This is a genomic window from Faecalicatena faecalis (genome assembly GCF_012524165.2).
Taxonomy (GTDB): domain Bacteria; phylum Bacillota; class Clostridia; order Lachnospirales; family Lachnospiraceae; genus Faecalicatena_A; species Faecalicatena_A faecalis.
In genome coordinates this window covers 13,525-28,256 of the sequence record NZ_JABACJ020000009.1, presented here as the reverse complement: position 1 = coordinate 28,256, position 14,732 = coordinate 13,525, and the positions used below count along the sequence as shown (strand labels likewise).

General features: G+C 44.0%; 12 protein-coding genes. 3 read left to right on the top strand and 9 right to left on the bottom strand.

The features are described from left to right. Window positions 1-20: 20 nt before the first annotated feature. The 3 genes from HGO97_RS10870 to HGO97_RS10860 form a co-directional block, all read right to left on the bottom strand. The gene (locus HGO97_RS10870; RefSeq protein ID WP_216241508.1) at window positions 21-851 is read right to left on the bottom strand and encodes a carbohydrate ABC transporter permease; all 831 of its coding nucleotides are present in this window, start codon (window positions 849-851) and stop codon (window positions 21-23) included. After that, entirely contained in the window at window positions 851-1,747 is an 897-nt protein-coding gene (locus tag HGO97_RS10865) for a carbohydrate ABC transporter permease (protein ID WP_216241506.1), read from the bottom strand. Before HGO97_RS10865 ends, HGO97_RS10870 begins: the two co-directional genes overlap by 1 nt. Window positions 1,748-1,834: 87 nt before the next feature. Continuing rightward, window positions 1,835-3,154, bottom strand: coding sequence for an ABC transporter substrate-binding protein (locus HGO97_RS10860; protein WP_246597406.1), 1,320 nt, complete (start codon window positions 3,152-3,154; stop codon window positions 1,835-1,837). Window positions 3,155-3,355: 201 nt separating this feature from the next. Between HGO97_RS10860 and HGO97_RS10855 the strand changes: the two genes are divergently transcribed. Then, entirely contained in the window at window positions 3,356-5,131 is a 1,776-nt protein-coding gene (locus HGO97_RS10855; protein ID WP_216241504.1) for a sensor histidine kinase, read from the top strand. Beyond that, window positions 5,124-6,686 (top strand): response regulator, encoded by a 1,563-nt coding sequence (locus tag HGO97_RS10850; protein ID WP_216241502.1) that lies wholly within the window; start codon window positions 5,124-5,126, stop codon window positions 6,684-6,686. Before HGO97_RS10855 ends, HGO97_RS10850 begins: the two co-directional genes overlap by 8 nt. A gap of 65 nt (window positions 6,687-6,751) precedes the next feature. Here HGO97_RS10850 and HGO97_RS10845 read toward each other — a convergent pair whose 3' ends face one another. The 6 genes from HGO97_RS10845 to gnpA form a co-directional block, all read right to left on the bottom strand. Then, entirely contained in the window at window positions 6,752-7,870 is a 1,119-nt protein-coding gene (locus HGO97_RS10845) for a phosphotransferase enzyme family protein (protein WP_216241500.1), read from the bottom strand. A 17-nt stretch (window positions 7,871-7,887) separates the two neighbouring features. Beyond that, a complete protein-coding gene (locus HGO97_RS10840) occupies window positions 7,888-8,055 on the bottom strand; it encodes a DUF6903 family protein (protein ID WP_216241498.1) in 168 nt (55 codons plus the stop codon). A gap of 12 nt (window positions 8,056-8,067) precedes the next feature. Beyond that, window positions 8,068-8,940 carry a carbohydrate ABC transporter permease gene (locus HGO97_RS10835; RefSeq protein WP_216241495.1) on the bottom strand — a complete coding sequence of 291 codons (873 nt, stop codon included), beginning with the start codon at window positions 8,938-8,940 and terminating at the stop codon, window positions 8,068-8,070. 12 nt (window positions 8,941-8,952) lie between these two features. Next, window positions 8,953-9,846, bottom strand: a complete 894-nt coding sequence (locus HGO97_RS10830; protein ID WP_216241492.1) for a carbohydrate ABC transporter permease — start codon at window positions 9,844-9,846, stop codon at window positions 8,953-8,955. Window positions 9,847-10,017: 171 nt separating this feature from the next. Then, entirely contained in the window at window positions 10,018-11,367 is a 1,350-nt protein-coding gene (locus tag HGO97_RS10825; RefSeq protein WP_216241489.1) for a carbohydrate ABC transporter substrate-binding protein, read from the bottom strand. A gap of 94 nt (window positions 11,368-11,461) precedes the next feature. After that, on the bottom strand, window positions 11,462-13,627 hold the full coding sequence (gene gnpA / locus HGO97_RS10820) for a 1,3-beta-galactosyl-N-acetylhexosamine phosphorylase (protein WP_216241487.1): 2,166 nt from the start codon (window positions 13,625-13,627) through the stop codon (window positions 11,462-11,464). A gap of 266 nt (window positions 13,628-13,893) precedes the next feature. Here gnpA and HGO97_RS10815 point away from each other — a divergent pair, with 266 nt between their 5' ends. Next, window positions 13,894-14,727 carry a helix-turn-helix transcriptional regulator gene (locus HGO97_RS10815; protein ID WP_216241485.1) on the top strand — a complete coding sequence of 278 codons (834 nt, stop codon included), beginning with the start codon at window positions 13,894-13,896 and terminating at the stop codon, window positions 14,725-14,727. Window positions 14,728-14,732 lie beyond the last annotated feature (5 nt).

The window sequence follows — 14,732 nt, the reverse complement described above, 5'->3', positions numbered from 1 at the left end:
TGTCTCTCCTTTTGTTCATTTTAATTTTTTACTGCTCCGGCAATCATACCGTCTACAATATATTTCTGCGCACAACAGTATACGATCAGAATTGGCAGAATCGACAGTACGATGAAAGCACATACGTAGTTCCATTTGTATGTCATATATCCCACAAAACTATAGATACTAAGAGGCACTGTATTTTTTGCAATATCTGTCACGAAGTACAGAGAAATCTGGAAATCGTTCCATACTCCCATGAATACAATAATGACGTTTGTAAATATCGCAGGCTTTAACAGTGGAAATACGACCTGGAAAAACATCCGAAAGAAGCCACAGCCCTCCAGCATAGCTGATTCGTCCAATGACCTCGGGATTCCCTTTACGACACCGGAGTAGATCATGATACTAAGAGGCATCCTGGACGCTACATGAATCAGGATAATGGACAGATAGGTTCCGCTCAATCCAATCATCTTTACGATAATGACCTCGGGAATCAACGCCAGAGGCGCGATCATGCCGATCAGGAAATAATTGGACAGAACCTTGCTGAGCTTATCACTTCTTCTCGTGAGCACAAAGGCAGTTACCGAAGAGACCAGTACGGTCAAAAGCACACTGCAGCCTGTGATCAGAAGACTGTTCTTGAATGCCCTAAGCAAGTTTCCCTGTTCCATGACATAGGAAAAGTTCTCCCATAAGATCTGCTTCGGCATGGAAAGATCCACGATTGCCGCTTCTTCTACTGACTTAAAGGAAGTCAGGATGACCAGGAAAAATGGAAATAGTACCAAAAACGTAGCGATAATACAAATTATGTAGACTGCCGTTCTGGATAATGTTTTTTTTGTTTTGTAATTCATCAGATATCCGGCTCCCTTCTCCTTAAGAAATTCAGTAAAGGTGAAATCACGGCAATGATCAGAAGGAACTGAATCAGACTGATTGCGGATGCATATCCCAGTGTTCCGACTCTCATTGCATCATAGGACAGTTTGCTGATTACCTGGGTGGCGCCATTGGGTCCCCCGTTCGTCATGGACATGACAATATCAAAAATATTAAAACCTCCGATCACACAAAGCGTGATCGTCGTATTTACAGAAGGTCTGACTAAGGGAAGTGTAATGAATCTGGTCGTCTGCCATGCACTTGCCCCGTCGATCCTTGCTGCTTCGTACACATCCCCTGAGATGGACTGCAGGCCTGCCAGGATGATAGCTGTATTAAAACCGATCCACATCCAGGACTCCACCGCACATACCACATAAAGGACAATGTTCGTATTCCCCAGCCAGTTCAGAGCCAGCGAATCCAGGCCGATGCTGCGCAGCGCCTCATTGAGGATTCCTGTATCCGGCTGCAGAATGAAGGTGAATACATAACCTATTACAAGTGCCCCGATGGTACAGGGCAGAAATACAACGGCCCTAAAGAAATTTCTGCCTCTGAACTTCCGATTTAAAAGCAATGCAAAGAGCAGCCCGAACCCTACCTTTAACACGGTGGTCACAAGTGCAAATAAAAAGGTATGTCCCAATGCAGGCAAAAAGCTTTGTGATAAAAACAAATCCTTAAAATTGCTCAATCCTATAAAACTTGGAGATTCAAAATTATAAATACTCCAGTCTGTAAACGAAAATACGAACCCTCCTACGATGGAACAGATATAAAATATCGTAAAGATGATGACCCCAGGGATTGCAAAGGCCAGAGGATAATATTTCCGTTCCAGTTTACTGACATTTTTCCGTTTCACTTTTCTCCTCCTTTTCTGGAAAAAAGGAATGCCGCAATACTCCGCGCTTGGATGATTGCAGCACTCCTTTCTGATACATAGAGGGATTTATTTGAATCCGTCAAATCCCAATTGTTTTCCGACTGTAATTACAGAATCACTCCAGATCTTTGCGCATTCTTCTGGTGTCTTCTGTCCAAGTAATACTGACAGGAATGCGCTGTTCGCATCGTCAGAAGGGGTGATCACATAAGTCTGGTTATAGTGAATCTCTGTTTCTCCTGCGTCGATATAAGACTGTGTGTCTTCCAATGTCTTACTTAAGTTCGTAGCTTCGATATCCTTCCATACGGAAGTACATGCTCTTGTTTCCATATTCAGCTTAATGTTGTCATCTTCTGCCATGAAGCTGAGGAAATCTTTCGCTGCGTCTACATTCTTGCACTGATTGGAGATATAGTATCCACCAGGACCTGCGATTGCAAGCTTGCTGTCGCCGTCTTTAGACGGTGCCGCAAACATTCCGATCTTACCTGCTGCTTCTGGAGCAACCTTCGCATACTCAGGATCTGCCCAGTCGCCCATGTACATCATGGCTGCTTCGCCGCTTCCAATTGCTTTTTGTGCCATCTCATATTTTGCCGTAGCCATATCTGAATTGATATACCCTTTGTCTACATAGCTTTTCAGGCGTTCGAACATCTCATTGAATTCCGGCAGGGAATCCCAACGGATTTCATTCTTATTCAGTTTTTCCAGAGCATCTGGATTTGCACTTAAGATATTCGGCCATTCTCCATTCATGATCTGATTCACTGTCCATGCATCAGCCATAGAAACATAAAGAGGTGTAACTCCTGCACCTTTTAACTTTTCACAGACTGCATCAAATTCATCGAACGTCTTAGGTATCTCGATTCCATTCTTCTCGAACACTTCTGTGTTATAAACAATTCCAAAGGAGTTCACACCGCCGTTCGGGAAGCAGTAGATCTTACCGTCTGAGTTAGTCACAAACTCTTTTCCCGTATCTGTCAGCTTGTCTACCCATGCTTCATCAGACAGGTCTACCAGGTTCTTCTCATGCTGATATGAGCTTGCCTGTGTTCCGGTATCTCCGATGAAGATATCCCACATACCGCTGGTCGACATCTTCGTCTGCAGCAGAGAGTCGAACTGATTATCATCAATCGCCTGGACATCCACTTTGTTGCCCGTCTTCTTTTCCCATGCATCCTTATATGTATTGATATTTGAGATCTCCACATGTGATGCTTTCAGGCCTACGGTAATTGTCACGCCTCCGCCTTTGTCAGTGCTTTCTTTTTTCTCTTTGTCACCACTGTTTCCACAGCCTGCTGCGGCCGTTACCATGACTGCAGCAACTCCAAGTGCAGCAGCACGTTTTGCAACCATTTTCCATTTCATAGCTTTATTCCTCCCTTTTGTGATGGTTTTATTATATCGGCTTATTTTACTGAAAAGAATATAATTTTTTTCCATCTCGTATACACTTTTCTGACTTTTCCCCTTATTTTTTATTTTCCACTATCCCTTTTTACTTCAATCCATTATAATAAAAAAATAATACATACTGCTACACTTATAATTACAGGAGATCCTTAACTTATGAGAAAATCAAAGCTAAAAAACATCCCTTTTAAAACAAAGCTGTTTCTTAGTCTGGGTACTGTTCTGCTGACATTATCGTTGATTGTCTGCATCTTCTTTTCCAGAACCTCTATTCGGAATGCGATGAATAATGATAAGACTTCCATGAATATTGTTCTGGAGCGCATTTCCACCCAGATCAATGAGCTCTATGAACAGATGAACATTGCTGCAACCTCGATCACCAAAAATCCCACACTGAAATCCGTGATCTTAAAGCTGAATACAGCAGACGCCGGAAATGCAGAACTCTATGTGGAGCAGACGCGGCGGGAACGCACGATCCAGACAGCTCTTGGGAATATGATGTTTTCGCCCATCATCTCCAATGTCATCCTGTATAACCAGGACAGGGGCTATTTCTATTATTCCGGGACCTACTATGACGATATGGATTATGTGTATGACAGGCTAGAGAAACTTACCCTGCCCAATCCCGCAGATACGCTGATTTCTATCTACAAGCCTCCCCACCAGAGTGACTGGACGACAGATGAACGTATGGTGCTTTCTGTTCTGCGCAACTTTTCTGATATGACTACCACACAGGATACCATTGTTGAGATCCAGGTACCTGTAAGCCTGATGGATGCGATCTGTACACAGGATTCTTTTGAATCCCAAAAGGAAGTCATGATTCTGGATCAAAGCGGAAATATTGTCTATCCCTACAATAAAGAAATTTCCTCCCTGCCAGCAAAGACTGTCAAGCAGATTCAAAAGCAGATTTCTTCTGGGAAAAGCAGGGATTATACTTATTCCTATTCCTACAGTGCAATGAAAAGTGAGACGACCGGACTTACTATGGTCCTGCTCTCCAATAATACCTCCATCCGTGAACAGGTCATTAGTTACATCTTCACCACGATCATTGTCCTGATCCTGACACTTGCCCTGACGCTGCTGATCATATTTACTTTGATCACACAGATGACCAGGCCTTTGAATGAGCTGATTTCTTATGTGAATGAGCTGAGTCTGGATAGTGATACGAAGCTCAAGCTTCCAGCAGACTCCTTTAATGAATTCGAGCTATTAAATACTTCCATGAATCAGATGGTCACGAATCTAAAGGCATCCATCCAGGAAATCTATGAGCTCCAGATACGGGAAAGCATGGCGAACCTTGCTGCGCTCCAGGCACAGGTAGACCCTCACTTCCTCTATAATGCTCTGAACAGTATCAGTGCCGCCAGCGAGGTCTATGACAGCGAGGTCACTACAGAAATGTGTCAGGAGCTTTCCTCTATGATGCGTTATGTTACTTCCAAAAAGACCGAGGTGCATCTGATCGAGGAGCTGACCCATACAAAAAATTATTTGGAATTTATGAAGATCTCAAATGGGACAAATTTTAACTATCAGATTGAGGTATCCCCAGAGCTTCACACACTGCTGATTCCCAAACTGTCCATTCAGCCATTCGCCGAAAACAGCTTCCGGCACGGTTTTAAGAATACCCTTCCCCCATGGAATTTTTCCATCGTCTGCCGGGCAGAGAAAGATCAATGGGAGATTCTGATCACGGACAATGGCGGGGGATTTAGTAAAGAGGCACTGAACCAGATTTCTACCGCCCCGGTCGCTGCTGCGGGCCTGGAAATCAACGGGCTGGGCCTTAACAATACATTTTCCAGACTTGCACTGCACTTTGGCAGCTCTTTTACCTACCAGGTCGTCAATTTGACTCAGGGCAGCCAGATTATTTTGAAAGGAGTTTTCCATCATGATTAAGGTATTAGTTGCAGAGGATCAAGTCCTGATTCAACAGGACGTCTGCCAAAAAATAATGAAGACCAATAAAGACGTAGAAGTGGTCGGCACGGCCCTGAACGGACAGGAAGCATACAAAAAGATTCTTAAGTTCTGCCCGGATGTTCTGATCACGGATATCCGTATGCCGCTGCAAAGCGGTCTGGAACTGATCCGCCAGTTGAAGGAGGAGCATATACCGATCAAGACCGTCATCTTAAGCGGATACAAGGATTTTGATTATGCCAAAGAAGCTATCCAGCTTGGAGTCGACGAGTATCTGCTCAAACCGGTCAGTATTTCTGATTTGGAATATGTGCTCAACACATTGGAAGAGAAAATCCTCTGGGACCAGAACTCCCGCCTGCATCAGGCATTGTATCAAACTTTGAATGCTGGTGCTTCCATTCCGTCCTCTGTCCTCCATACACTTTCCTTTCAGGAATGCTGCCTTATCCTGCTGAATCTGGACCCCTGTGCTACCTTTTCCTTTCAGGACTGGCTGTCCTATGAGAATGAGCTGGACGAGCTTTTAAAAGGCCCCTTGATACAGAAGTATCTGAAAAAAGGAGAAAGCGTACATATTTGCAGCGGACAGACCTATAACCAGCGGATTCTCGTATTTCTGATGCAGAAGGCTTCCCAGGATAAGCTGGACATGATGATTTCCGAACTACAGAAGCAGCTGCGTCGTTTTACGGTCTCCTCTACATTTTGTGTCTCCAGACCTTTTGTGCATCTTGACAGCCTGCATCAGGAATATCAGCTTCTGAATACACAGTTGAAAAATCAGTTGATCTTCGGTCAATCCGCAGTGCTTCGCGGTCAGAACTTCCTGGAAGAACTCCAGAAGCCTAAAAAGACTTTAAGCGGCTCCTTACTTGAGGATTTCCGTTTTTCTGTAAAATCCAGGAACAGTACTGAATTCCTGAGACACCTGCATACCTTCCTAGAGACCTGCCGCCTGCAGAAGATGACACAAAAGCATCTCAGCGAATATTTAAAACAGTTATTGCACCTCTTTTATGAGGACACATTAAACAGCCAGCTTACCGGAAGAGAGATGGAAATTGATGAATATCTGTCGAATGCCAAGACCTATGAAGAACTGGAGCTGTCCCTGCAGATTCTGTTTGAACAGCTTTTCCGCCAGAAAAACCAGGACAGCGCCCTTTCTGCCTCTTCAGAAGCCTTAATAGAAGATGTTAAGGAATATATCCGTGCGAACTATGGAAAAGAAATGAATATCAATGATATTGCTATCCACTTTTCGATCACCCCTACTTACTTGAGCCGTCTGTTCAAGAAATACTCGGATATTCGTCCCATAGAATATTTGACCAATTACCGGATTCAGCAGGCCTGCGACTATTTTTCCCACTCCCAACTGACTGTGCGGGAGGTGGCCGAACTATGTGGTTACGCTAACCAGTTCTATTTCAGTAAAGTCTTCAAACAGATTACTTCTCTCTCCCCATCTGAATACCGCATCCAGCATCAAGCTGAGGAACAAAATGAGGACGCAGGGCGCATATAAAGTCAACACAAAAGGAGCCGAGTGCATATGCATGCCTCAGCTCCTTCTCAGTCACTATTCAAATTTTACATCTCAGCGATTTTTCGCACGATTGCTTCCATCTCGTCCCATTTCGCTTCCATATCCTCGATCAGCTTGAACTGTGTCCTCGCCCTGTCAAGGTTATGGTTCTCTCTATGAATCCTAAAATAGTGATCCCCCTCCAGGTAATCTGTGAGGAATCGCATTCCACATTCATACGTCATGACCTTTGCTCCCATAGGAAGCATCCTGATCTCGTTCTCTGTCAGACTTCCTCTGCATCCCTCTAAGAATCCCCTGACATAGACCTCAAATAACTCCAGATCACAGGAGACCTTTGTTAGGTCTGTCTCATCTTCGGCCGCCGTATTGGCGCCGAAACGGATAGAATCGCCAAAGTCATTCATCGCAAGACCTGGCATGACCGTGTCCAGATCGATGACACAGATTCCCTTTCTCGTTACATCATCAATCATAATATTATTGAGCTTGGTATCGTTATGGGTAACGCGCAATGGCAGCTCTTTCCTTTTCAGCATATCGCCAAAAACGTCCGCATCTGCCTCCCTATCCAGCACGAAACGAATCTCATCCTGAACAAGTTCTGCCCTTCCCATCTTATCTTCCTCCACTGCTCGTCTAAAATCATTGAATCGTTTCCTCGTATCATGGAACTGCGGAATCGTCTCATGCAGTGTCTCTGCCGGGTAATCAGCAAGGAGGTGCTGGAAGTTTCCGAAGGCAAGCGCGCTCTGGTAGAAATCTTCCTTCGTCTCTACCTGATCGTAACAGGTTGCACCCTCTATGAATATGTATGCTCTCCAATACTCTCCCCTGGAATCGACATAATAACTCTCTTTTTCCTGGGTCGGAATAACATTTAGAGTCTCTCTTTCCGGGTCACCGCCGTTCTCAATAATCCTACGGCGCAGATAGGAAGTCACTCCAATGATATTCTCCATCAGTTCCTTTGGCTTCTGGAACACTTCCTGATTCATCTCCTGTAAGATGACTCTCTTTTCCCCATGCCCTGGAATATCATATGTCAGGAGAAATGTATTGTTAATATGTCCATTTCCATATGGTGCTCTGGACTTTAATGTCCCGATATACTGATACGCTTTCAGCACCTCTTCCAGTTCTGTTTCTGTAATCTTTGTCATAACTTCTCCTTACCTTGTTACTGGTATTTCTTATTGTAGCCGTACAGCATAGCCAAAATTCCAGCCAGCCCTACAAGCTGCAGCAGAAGATGTTTCACTCCAATCGTCTTCTGCCCTACGATGATCAGGGCGAGGCAGACACAAAATACCAGGATATAAAGTATTATTTTCACCCATTTATTCATATCAACTTCCCCCTATCCTTTCAATCCGCCGAGGCTCATGCCCTGTGTCAGCTTCTTCTGTACCAGGATATACAAAATCAGAGTAGGCAGCATGACAATGATCAGACCGGCATAGAGCCGTCCATAGTCAGCCGCTGACTTCTGTGCCTGCATCAACTGCATCAGTCCGACCGGCAGTGTCTTCAATTCCTTTTCTGTCAACAGTGTCATGGAAATGATGTACTCATTCCAGAAAGACAGGAAGTTGAACAGAATAATCGTAATGATACTTGGTCTTGCCATCGGCATCATAATTTTTACCATAGTGTGGAAATATCCGCTTCCATCTACAAACGCAGCTTCCTCATAATCCTTTGGAATGGAGACGAAGAATCCTGAAAGCAGATAAATCGTAAATGGCAGTGCCGTGGCTGCATATATCAGGGCCACCATGAAACGGTTGTTTATGAAAAATCCCGCCCCGAACCACTCTTTGAGCATTTTATCACCGTCTACCAGCATCAGGAAGATCGGAACAACGATGTAGTTCACATTGATGAAAAGACCGCCCATGAACATCACATTGAGGAATTTACTTCCTTTGAACTTATAGCGTGCCAGTACGTAAGCAGCCGGCAGTGCTACTACCAAGAGAATCAGCAGTGCAAGCACTGTTACCATGATAGAATTCAGGAAATAATCTCCCATCTTCGCCTTAGAAAAAGCATCGATAAAGTTCTGGAAATAGAATCCTTTCGGCAGCGTCCACGGATTACCATAAAACTCTGAATTTTCTTTGATAGATGCCAGGAATACCCAGCCAACCGGCACGATAATGCTGACAGCTAAAAGAATCAAGAAAATATACACAATAATTCTGGAGGGTTTGAATTTCTTATTTTTCATTGTCCACACCTCCTAAAATTCAAGCGGTTCCCGCTTCGTAGCAACATTGACTACTGCGGACAGACCGAATGAGAATAAAAATACTACAACGCCGATTGCCATACCATATCCGTATGAGGAGTTGGTGTATGCCTGACCGTACATATAACTTAAAAATACTTCTGTAGATCCATCTGGACCTCCATTTGTAAGAGCTTTTACAAAGAGGAAGCTCAAGTTGATGGAACTGATAATGAAGAAGGTAAGTGTTGTACGGATATTTGTCCATATCAGAGGAAGAGTGATGCTGAAAAACTGAGTCAGCTTTCCTGCACCTTCCAGATTCGCTGATTCATAAAGGCTCTCTGGAACACTGGTCATACTTGCCATGTACATAACCATGTAGTAACCAATCGCCTGCCACACCATCGCAATGACCAGACTGTAGATTACAATGCTCTGATCCCCCAGCCACAGGATCGGCGAGGCGTCTTTCCCTCGAAAGATTCCCAGGATACTGTTCAAAAGACCACTGTTCGGGTCATAAATGGCTGAGAAAATCGCGGAAATTACTACTACGGATAAAATATTAGGAATATAGAATATTACCCTGAAAAAGTTCTGTCCCTTTAAGTTCTCACGTGATAAAATTGCTGCAAAAACCAACGCAAAGAACAGAGTAATGATCGTAACAAGCACGATCAGCAGGATAGAATTCTGGAAGGAACGGAAGAATTTCTGATCCTGGAATAAAATCTTAAAGTTATTAAGTCCGACAAACTGCTTATTATTTGAAAATCCGCCCCACTTATAAAGCGACATCTTAAATACATTAATGGTCGGTATCAGCATGAAAATGATAAATAAAATCACGGATGGTAATACGCAGGCTGCGATAAATCCGCTTCTGCCCTTCTTGTGCCGCATACATATACCTCCTATCCCCGTGCGCTATGTATGATAAAGCGCAGGGAACACGCCTGGAATACCTCCATCTGTGTTCCCTGCCGCTTTAAAGTCTCTCACTGAATTCCTTCAGTAACGTTTCATTGAAACAATGTTTCGACGAAGCAGCGTCCTATCGAAATAATGCTTTCATTACATTGCATCTCTCAGTTTGTCGCTTGCAGCTTCTACATCTGCCTGCCAGTCTTTCACTGTCTTGTCACCGCTCATTACGCTGTTTACTGCGTTGAACAGAGAATCTGTCATAGAAACACCCTCTACAGGATCTGTTGCTGCGAATCCGCCCATAACTGCAACTGCTGCATCATTGTCATAAATGTGATAGTATAACTGGCTGTCTGCATCCAGTTTGTCTGCCATACCTGCGATTGGCTGTACAGCGCCTGATTTTGCGAAGATATCAGCTGCTTTATCAGAATACATAAATGCAACCCACTCTTTTGCAAGATCCTGGTTCTGTGCTTCTGCAGGAATCCACATCTGCTCGAAGAATGTGAAAGAAGATGGCTTCTGATCTTTGGAAACTGCAGGAACTGCTGTGAATCCCCATTCGAATCCGTCTGCTCTCGGAGCATCCTTCATCTCTCCTGGAAGCCATGTTCCATTCGGACAGAAGATTGCTTTGTTGTCGAGAATCAACTGCTGATTCTTTGTAAAGTTATCGTTGTTAGCATTTGCTACTGTCGTAGGTTCTGTGTACTTTGCAAGCATCCCAACTGTATCAAATACAGCGGTAGCCTCCGGTGTCTCCCAGATACCATCTTTGTATGTCATTGCTTCATTGTAGAAATCTGCTCCGCCTGATGACTCAAGAAGTGCATATGTAAATGCATCAAAGTATCCAGGTGTCGGGTATGTGAATAAGGAGATGCCTTCTGCCTTCGCCTTGTCACCTAATTCCCACATCTCATCCCATGTTGTCGGAACTTCCCATCCTTTTTCCTTTAACAGACCTGCATTGTAGAATAATCCACATGGGCTGTAGAACATTGGTGCGTAGTATGTTACGCCGTCGCCATAAGGCATGGTTCCCAATGTGTCCAGGAATCCTGGAAGAATCTTGTCTTTTACTTTCACATCTTCGCCCGGAACTGTCATATCCAGTACGTCTGTGAGTTCAAGAAGACCTTTTTCCTTGGTCAGTGTCTCTGTAAGACCTGCTTCACGTCCTGTTGCACAGTGAACAACGTCAGGATAATCTCCGGCTTTCATGCTTGGGCTGATGACATCTTCAATCTTCTTGTCAACGGTCAGCTCAACTGTTACGCCTTCGTGCGTCTCTTCGAATGCAGTCTTGACTTCTTCCCACATATCCGCACCGTAACCGCCTTCAAATGCTGCTACTTTCAGCACCTGTCCGTCTTTGCCGGAATCCTTGGAAGCTTCGTCTGATTTGCCTTCATCCTTTTTGCCGCCGCATCCGACTGCCAGTGTTCCAACCATTGTTACACAAAGCAGCACGCTTACTAGTTTTCTTTTCATAACATTTTTCCTCCCTGTTAATTAATATTTTCCCTCTGCGGACCTTTTTCCTGCAGAGATATTTTAAGAACGCTTTCGCTGTCCTTAAATTCACTTAAATGGTGTACCAAATAATCTCATTCGCCTCCATGTGAAGCGGGAAGCTGCTTCCATCTCCCTTATATACAACGGTGTCCTGCTCTTCATAGGTGTTATTCACTACACAGTACTTTCCGTTCGCAACATAGGCATGTACTTCTACATTATAATTACTGCTGAACCATCTCTTGAGGTTCTCTTCATCTGATGCAGACCAGATGACCGCCCGATAAAGAAGCCTGCTGTTCTCAAAACTGTATGGGAGTCCACTGATATACACACTTCTTCCCTTTCCGAATTCATGTACAGCGAGCTGTACTTCCTTCTCTCTCTGACAGAGAATGGTCGTTCCATCTAGTGCATAAATGCTCTTCTTGCCTTCCCCAAAATCAATCTCTTCCTTGACATCCTCTGTAATGAAATGTTCATGCTCTTCCCAGTTATACTTATCCCTGTTCAGAGTCATGCCATTCTCCTTCTCAATTCCCAGAACGCTTGCCAGCTGAATGAACCGTCCCTCCCACTGATGGGCTGTCGGTTCTCCCACACCGATGAATCCGCCTCCTTCATATATAAAGCGTTTCACTGCTGTCACGACCTTCTCATCGATCCAATTCTCGCCGCCTGTATATGCGGTATCAGCATCTCCGATATTAAGGAGCACATCGATATCTTTCAAAATATCCGGGTTCTCTCTGATATCATCAAAGTTGATGAACTTCACATCGAACGGTGCACCGCTCAATGCCTCGATGATTCCTGCATAAGAGTAATTCTGCTTATGATAGATTGCATGATGTACCATGTGATTGCCCCATGCACGCATCCTGCCCCAGCAGTTCAGTACGGCGACTCTCTTCACGCAATAAGGTGTCGTTCCTTTGATATTCTCATATAAGACCCTGAATTCATTGCATACAGACTCTACATAATCTATGAATTCTGGGAACTGTAACGCGAGCTTTAGATATCCGCCGTAGCCGATCCGGTCAATCGGACTTCTTAAGATTGCACGTCTTGCAGTCACCCAGTTGAACTTCGCTTCCTTGACTGGATCTCCGCCTTCATGGAATACATCCGGGAAGAAATACGGAAGGAAACGTCCCTCTGTGTAATCCACTCCCTTGATGTCGCTAATCAGTCTAAGTGTAGCACCATTGCCCACACTTCCTACGACAGCATCCAGCCCAATACTTTTGAACTCATCCATGAACGGCTCCATGCCGATCCAATGGTCTCCTAAGAACATCATGGCCTCTTTGCCATACTCATGGGTAATATCCACCATCTCTTTTGCAAGCTTGGCCACTTCTCTTCTCTGAAAGCTCTGAAAATCCTGGAACTCCTTGGAAGGAATCCGATAAGTATTGTTCATATATCCCTGGTCTATGATGAATTCGGGACGGAACTTATAGCCAACCTCCTGCTCGAACTGCTCTAATATATATGGGCTGACCGATGCAGAATATCCATACCAGTCTACATACTTCTCTCTTGCGAGTTCATCAAAAATCAGGGTGAACTGATGGAAAAAAGTCGTATAACGAATCACATCCACATGAGGATTATCCTCCAGATATCTGCGGAGACGCTGCATAGAATACGCTTTTGTCTTAGGCTGCCTTACATCAAATGTAATCTGCTTCTCCACGTCCTTCCAGCCATTCGTCACTGCGTTATACATATGTACCGGATCCCACATAATATAGGTAAGAAAGCTCACCGTATAATCATGGAATAAATCTGCCGGATGTATGATGACATCACCGGACTCCTCATCATATGTCCACTCGCCATAAGGAACGACTTGTCCTGTCGTTCGGTCAATGACCTCCCACCAGCGCTTGATATCATCATGAGTATTCACCGCAAGCATGTCTGGATAGAGATGATCCATAAGATGTATCTTAAGGGTCTCTTCGCAGGCCGTATGAAAATCTGTCATGATGTACATTTGCTGTACTTCATCCATATTGGCTTTTGCCCACGCATTGTCTTTTCTTGTTGTATAATATGTAGAATAGACTTTGGCATTCACATCGCGTAATTCTTCTGGAAAGTCTGTCCCATCACAGTCACGTATGGCATCTGCTCCCCAACGCTTTAAGATTTCTTTTGTCTGAGGTACTACATCCACATCTGTCGGAATCGTTACACGACCAAAAGATAAATTGCTTTCCATAATTTGTCTCCTTTTACATAACGAGACTGTGCCAACTCGTTGAATCCATTTTTCACTTTATACAAATTATTTATTTCATTATATCATTTTTTATAGCATTTGCACAATTATTTATTTCAAGTATACGAATTTAAATGACCCGTATCAACTTATTTATTGCTCTAAAAGTTATATATCTTGTCTTTATTCAAGAGAAATGTTATGATAAATGAGACCAAGACAGATTTCCATGTAAAATTCTACAAAAACCGACAAGGAGTTTTCATATGGCACATATTCAATACTCTCTTACTGACCTATACAACCAGCAGCCATTGGAACGACTGCTTTATATTTCTTCGGCAACCTATGGGAACGACTGGATCAGCATGTTTCATTCCCACAGCTTCGCAGAACTTTTCTATGTCCAGGACGGGCAGGGATATTTTTGCACAGAATCTGAAGAGATTCCCATCGGCAGGGATTCTCTGATTTTAATCAACCCCAATATCCGTCACACAGAGAAATCCTCACAGACACATCCTCTCACCTATATTGTGCTGGGAATCGATAATCTCCATTTTCAATTCGCAGGAAGTGAATATGGGGCTTACCGCGTCTATGATTTCCACAAGCAGAAGGAGGCCTGCCTCCCGCTCATGCAGATGATGCTGGACGAGGCCCGCGGCCATCGCATCTCCTCCGAACTGATCTGTCAGCACTTTTTAAGTATACTGCTCCTAAAAATACTGAGAATCAGCGGCAATCAGTTCACCCCCTATTCCTCAAAGAATATTCCTGCGGAATGTGAGACCCTCAAATATTATATTGACACGCATTACCAGGAAAATATCACATTAGACACCTTAGCTGAGGTCTCTCACTTGAATAAATACTATCTTTCCCATTTGTTCAACAGAGCCTTTGGAATCTCCCCCATCACATACCTATTAGAGCGGAGAATCCTTCACAGCAAGGAGCTACTGAAATCTACTGATTTCAGTATCACACAGATTGCACATACCACCGGGTTTTCCTCTGCCAATTATTTTTCCCAGTCCTTCAAGCGCTACACAGGACTGACCCCTGCCGCATACAGAAAAAACCATCAGGATACATAAAAGGC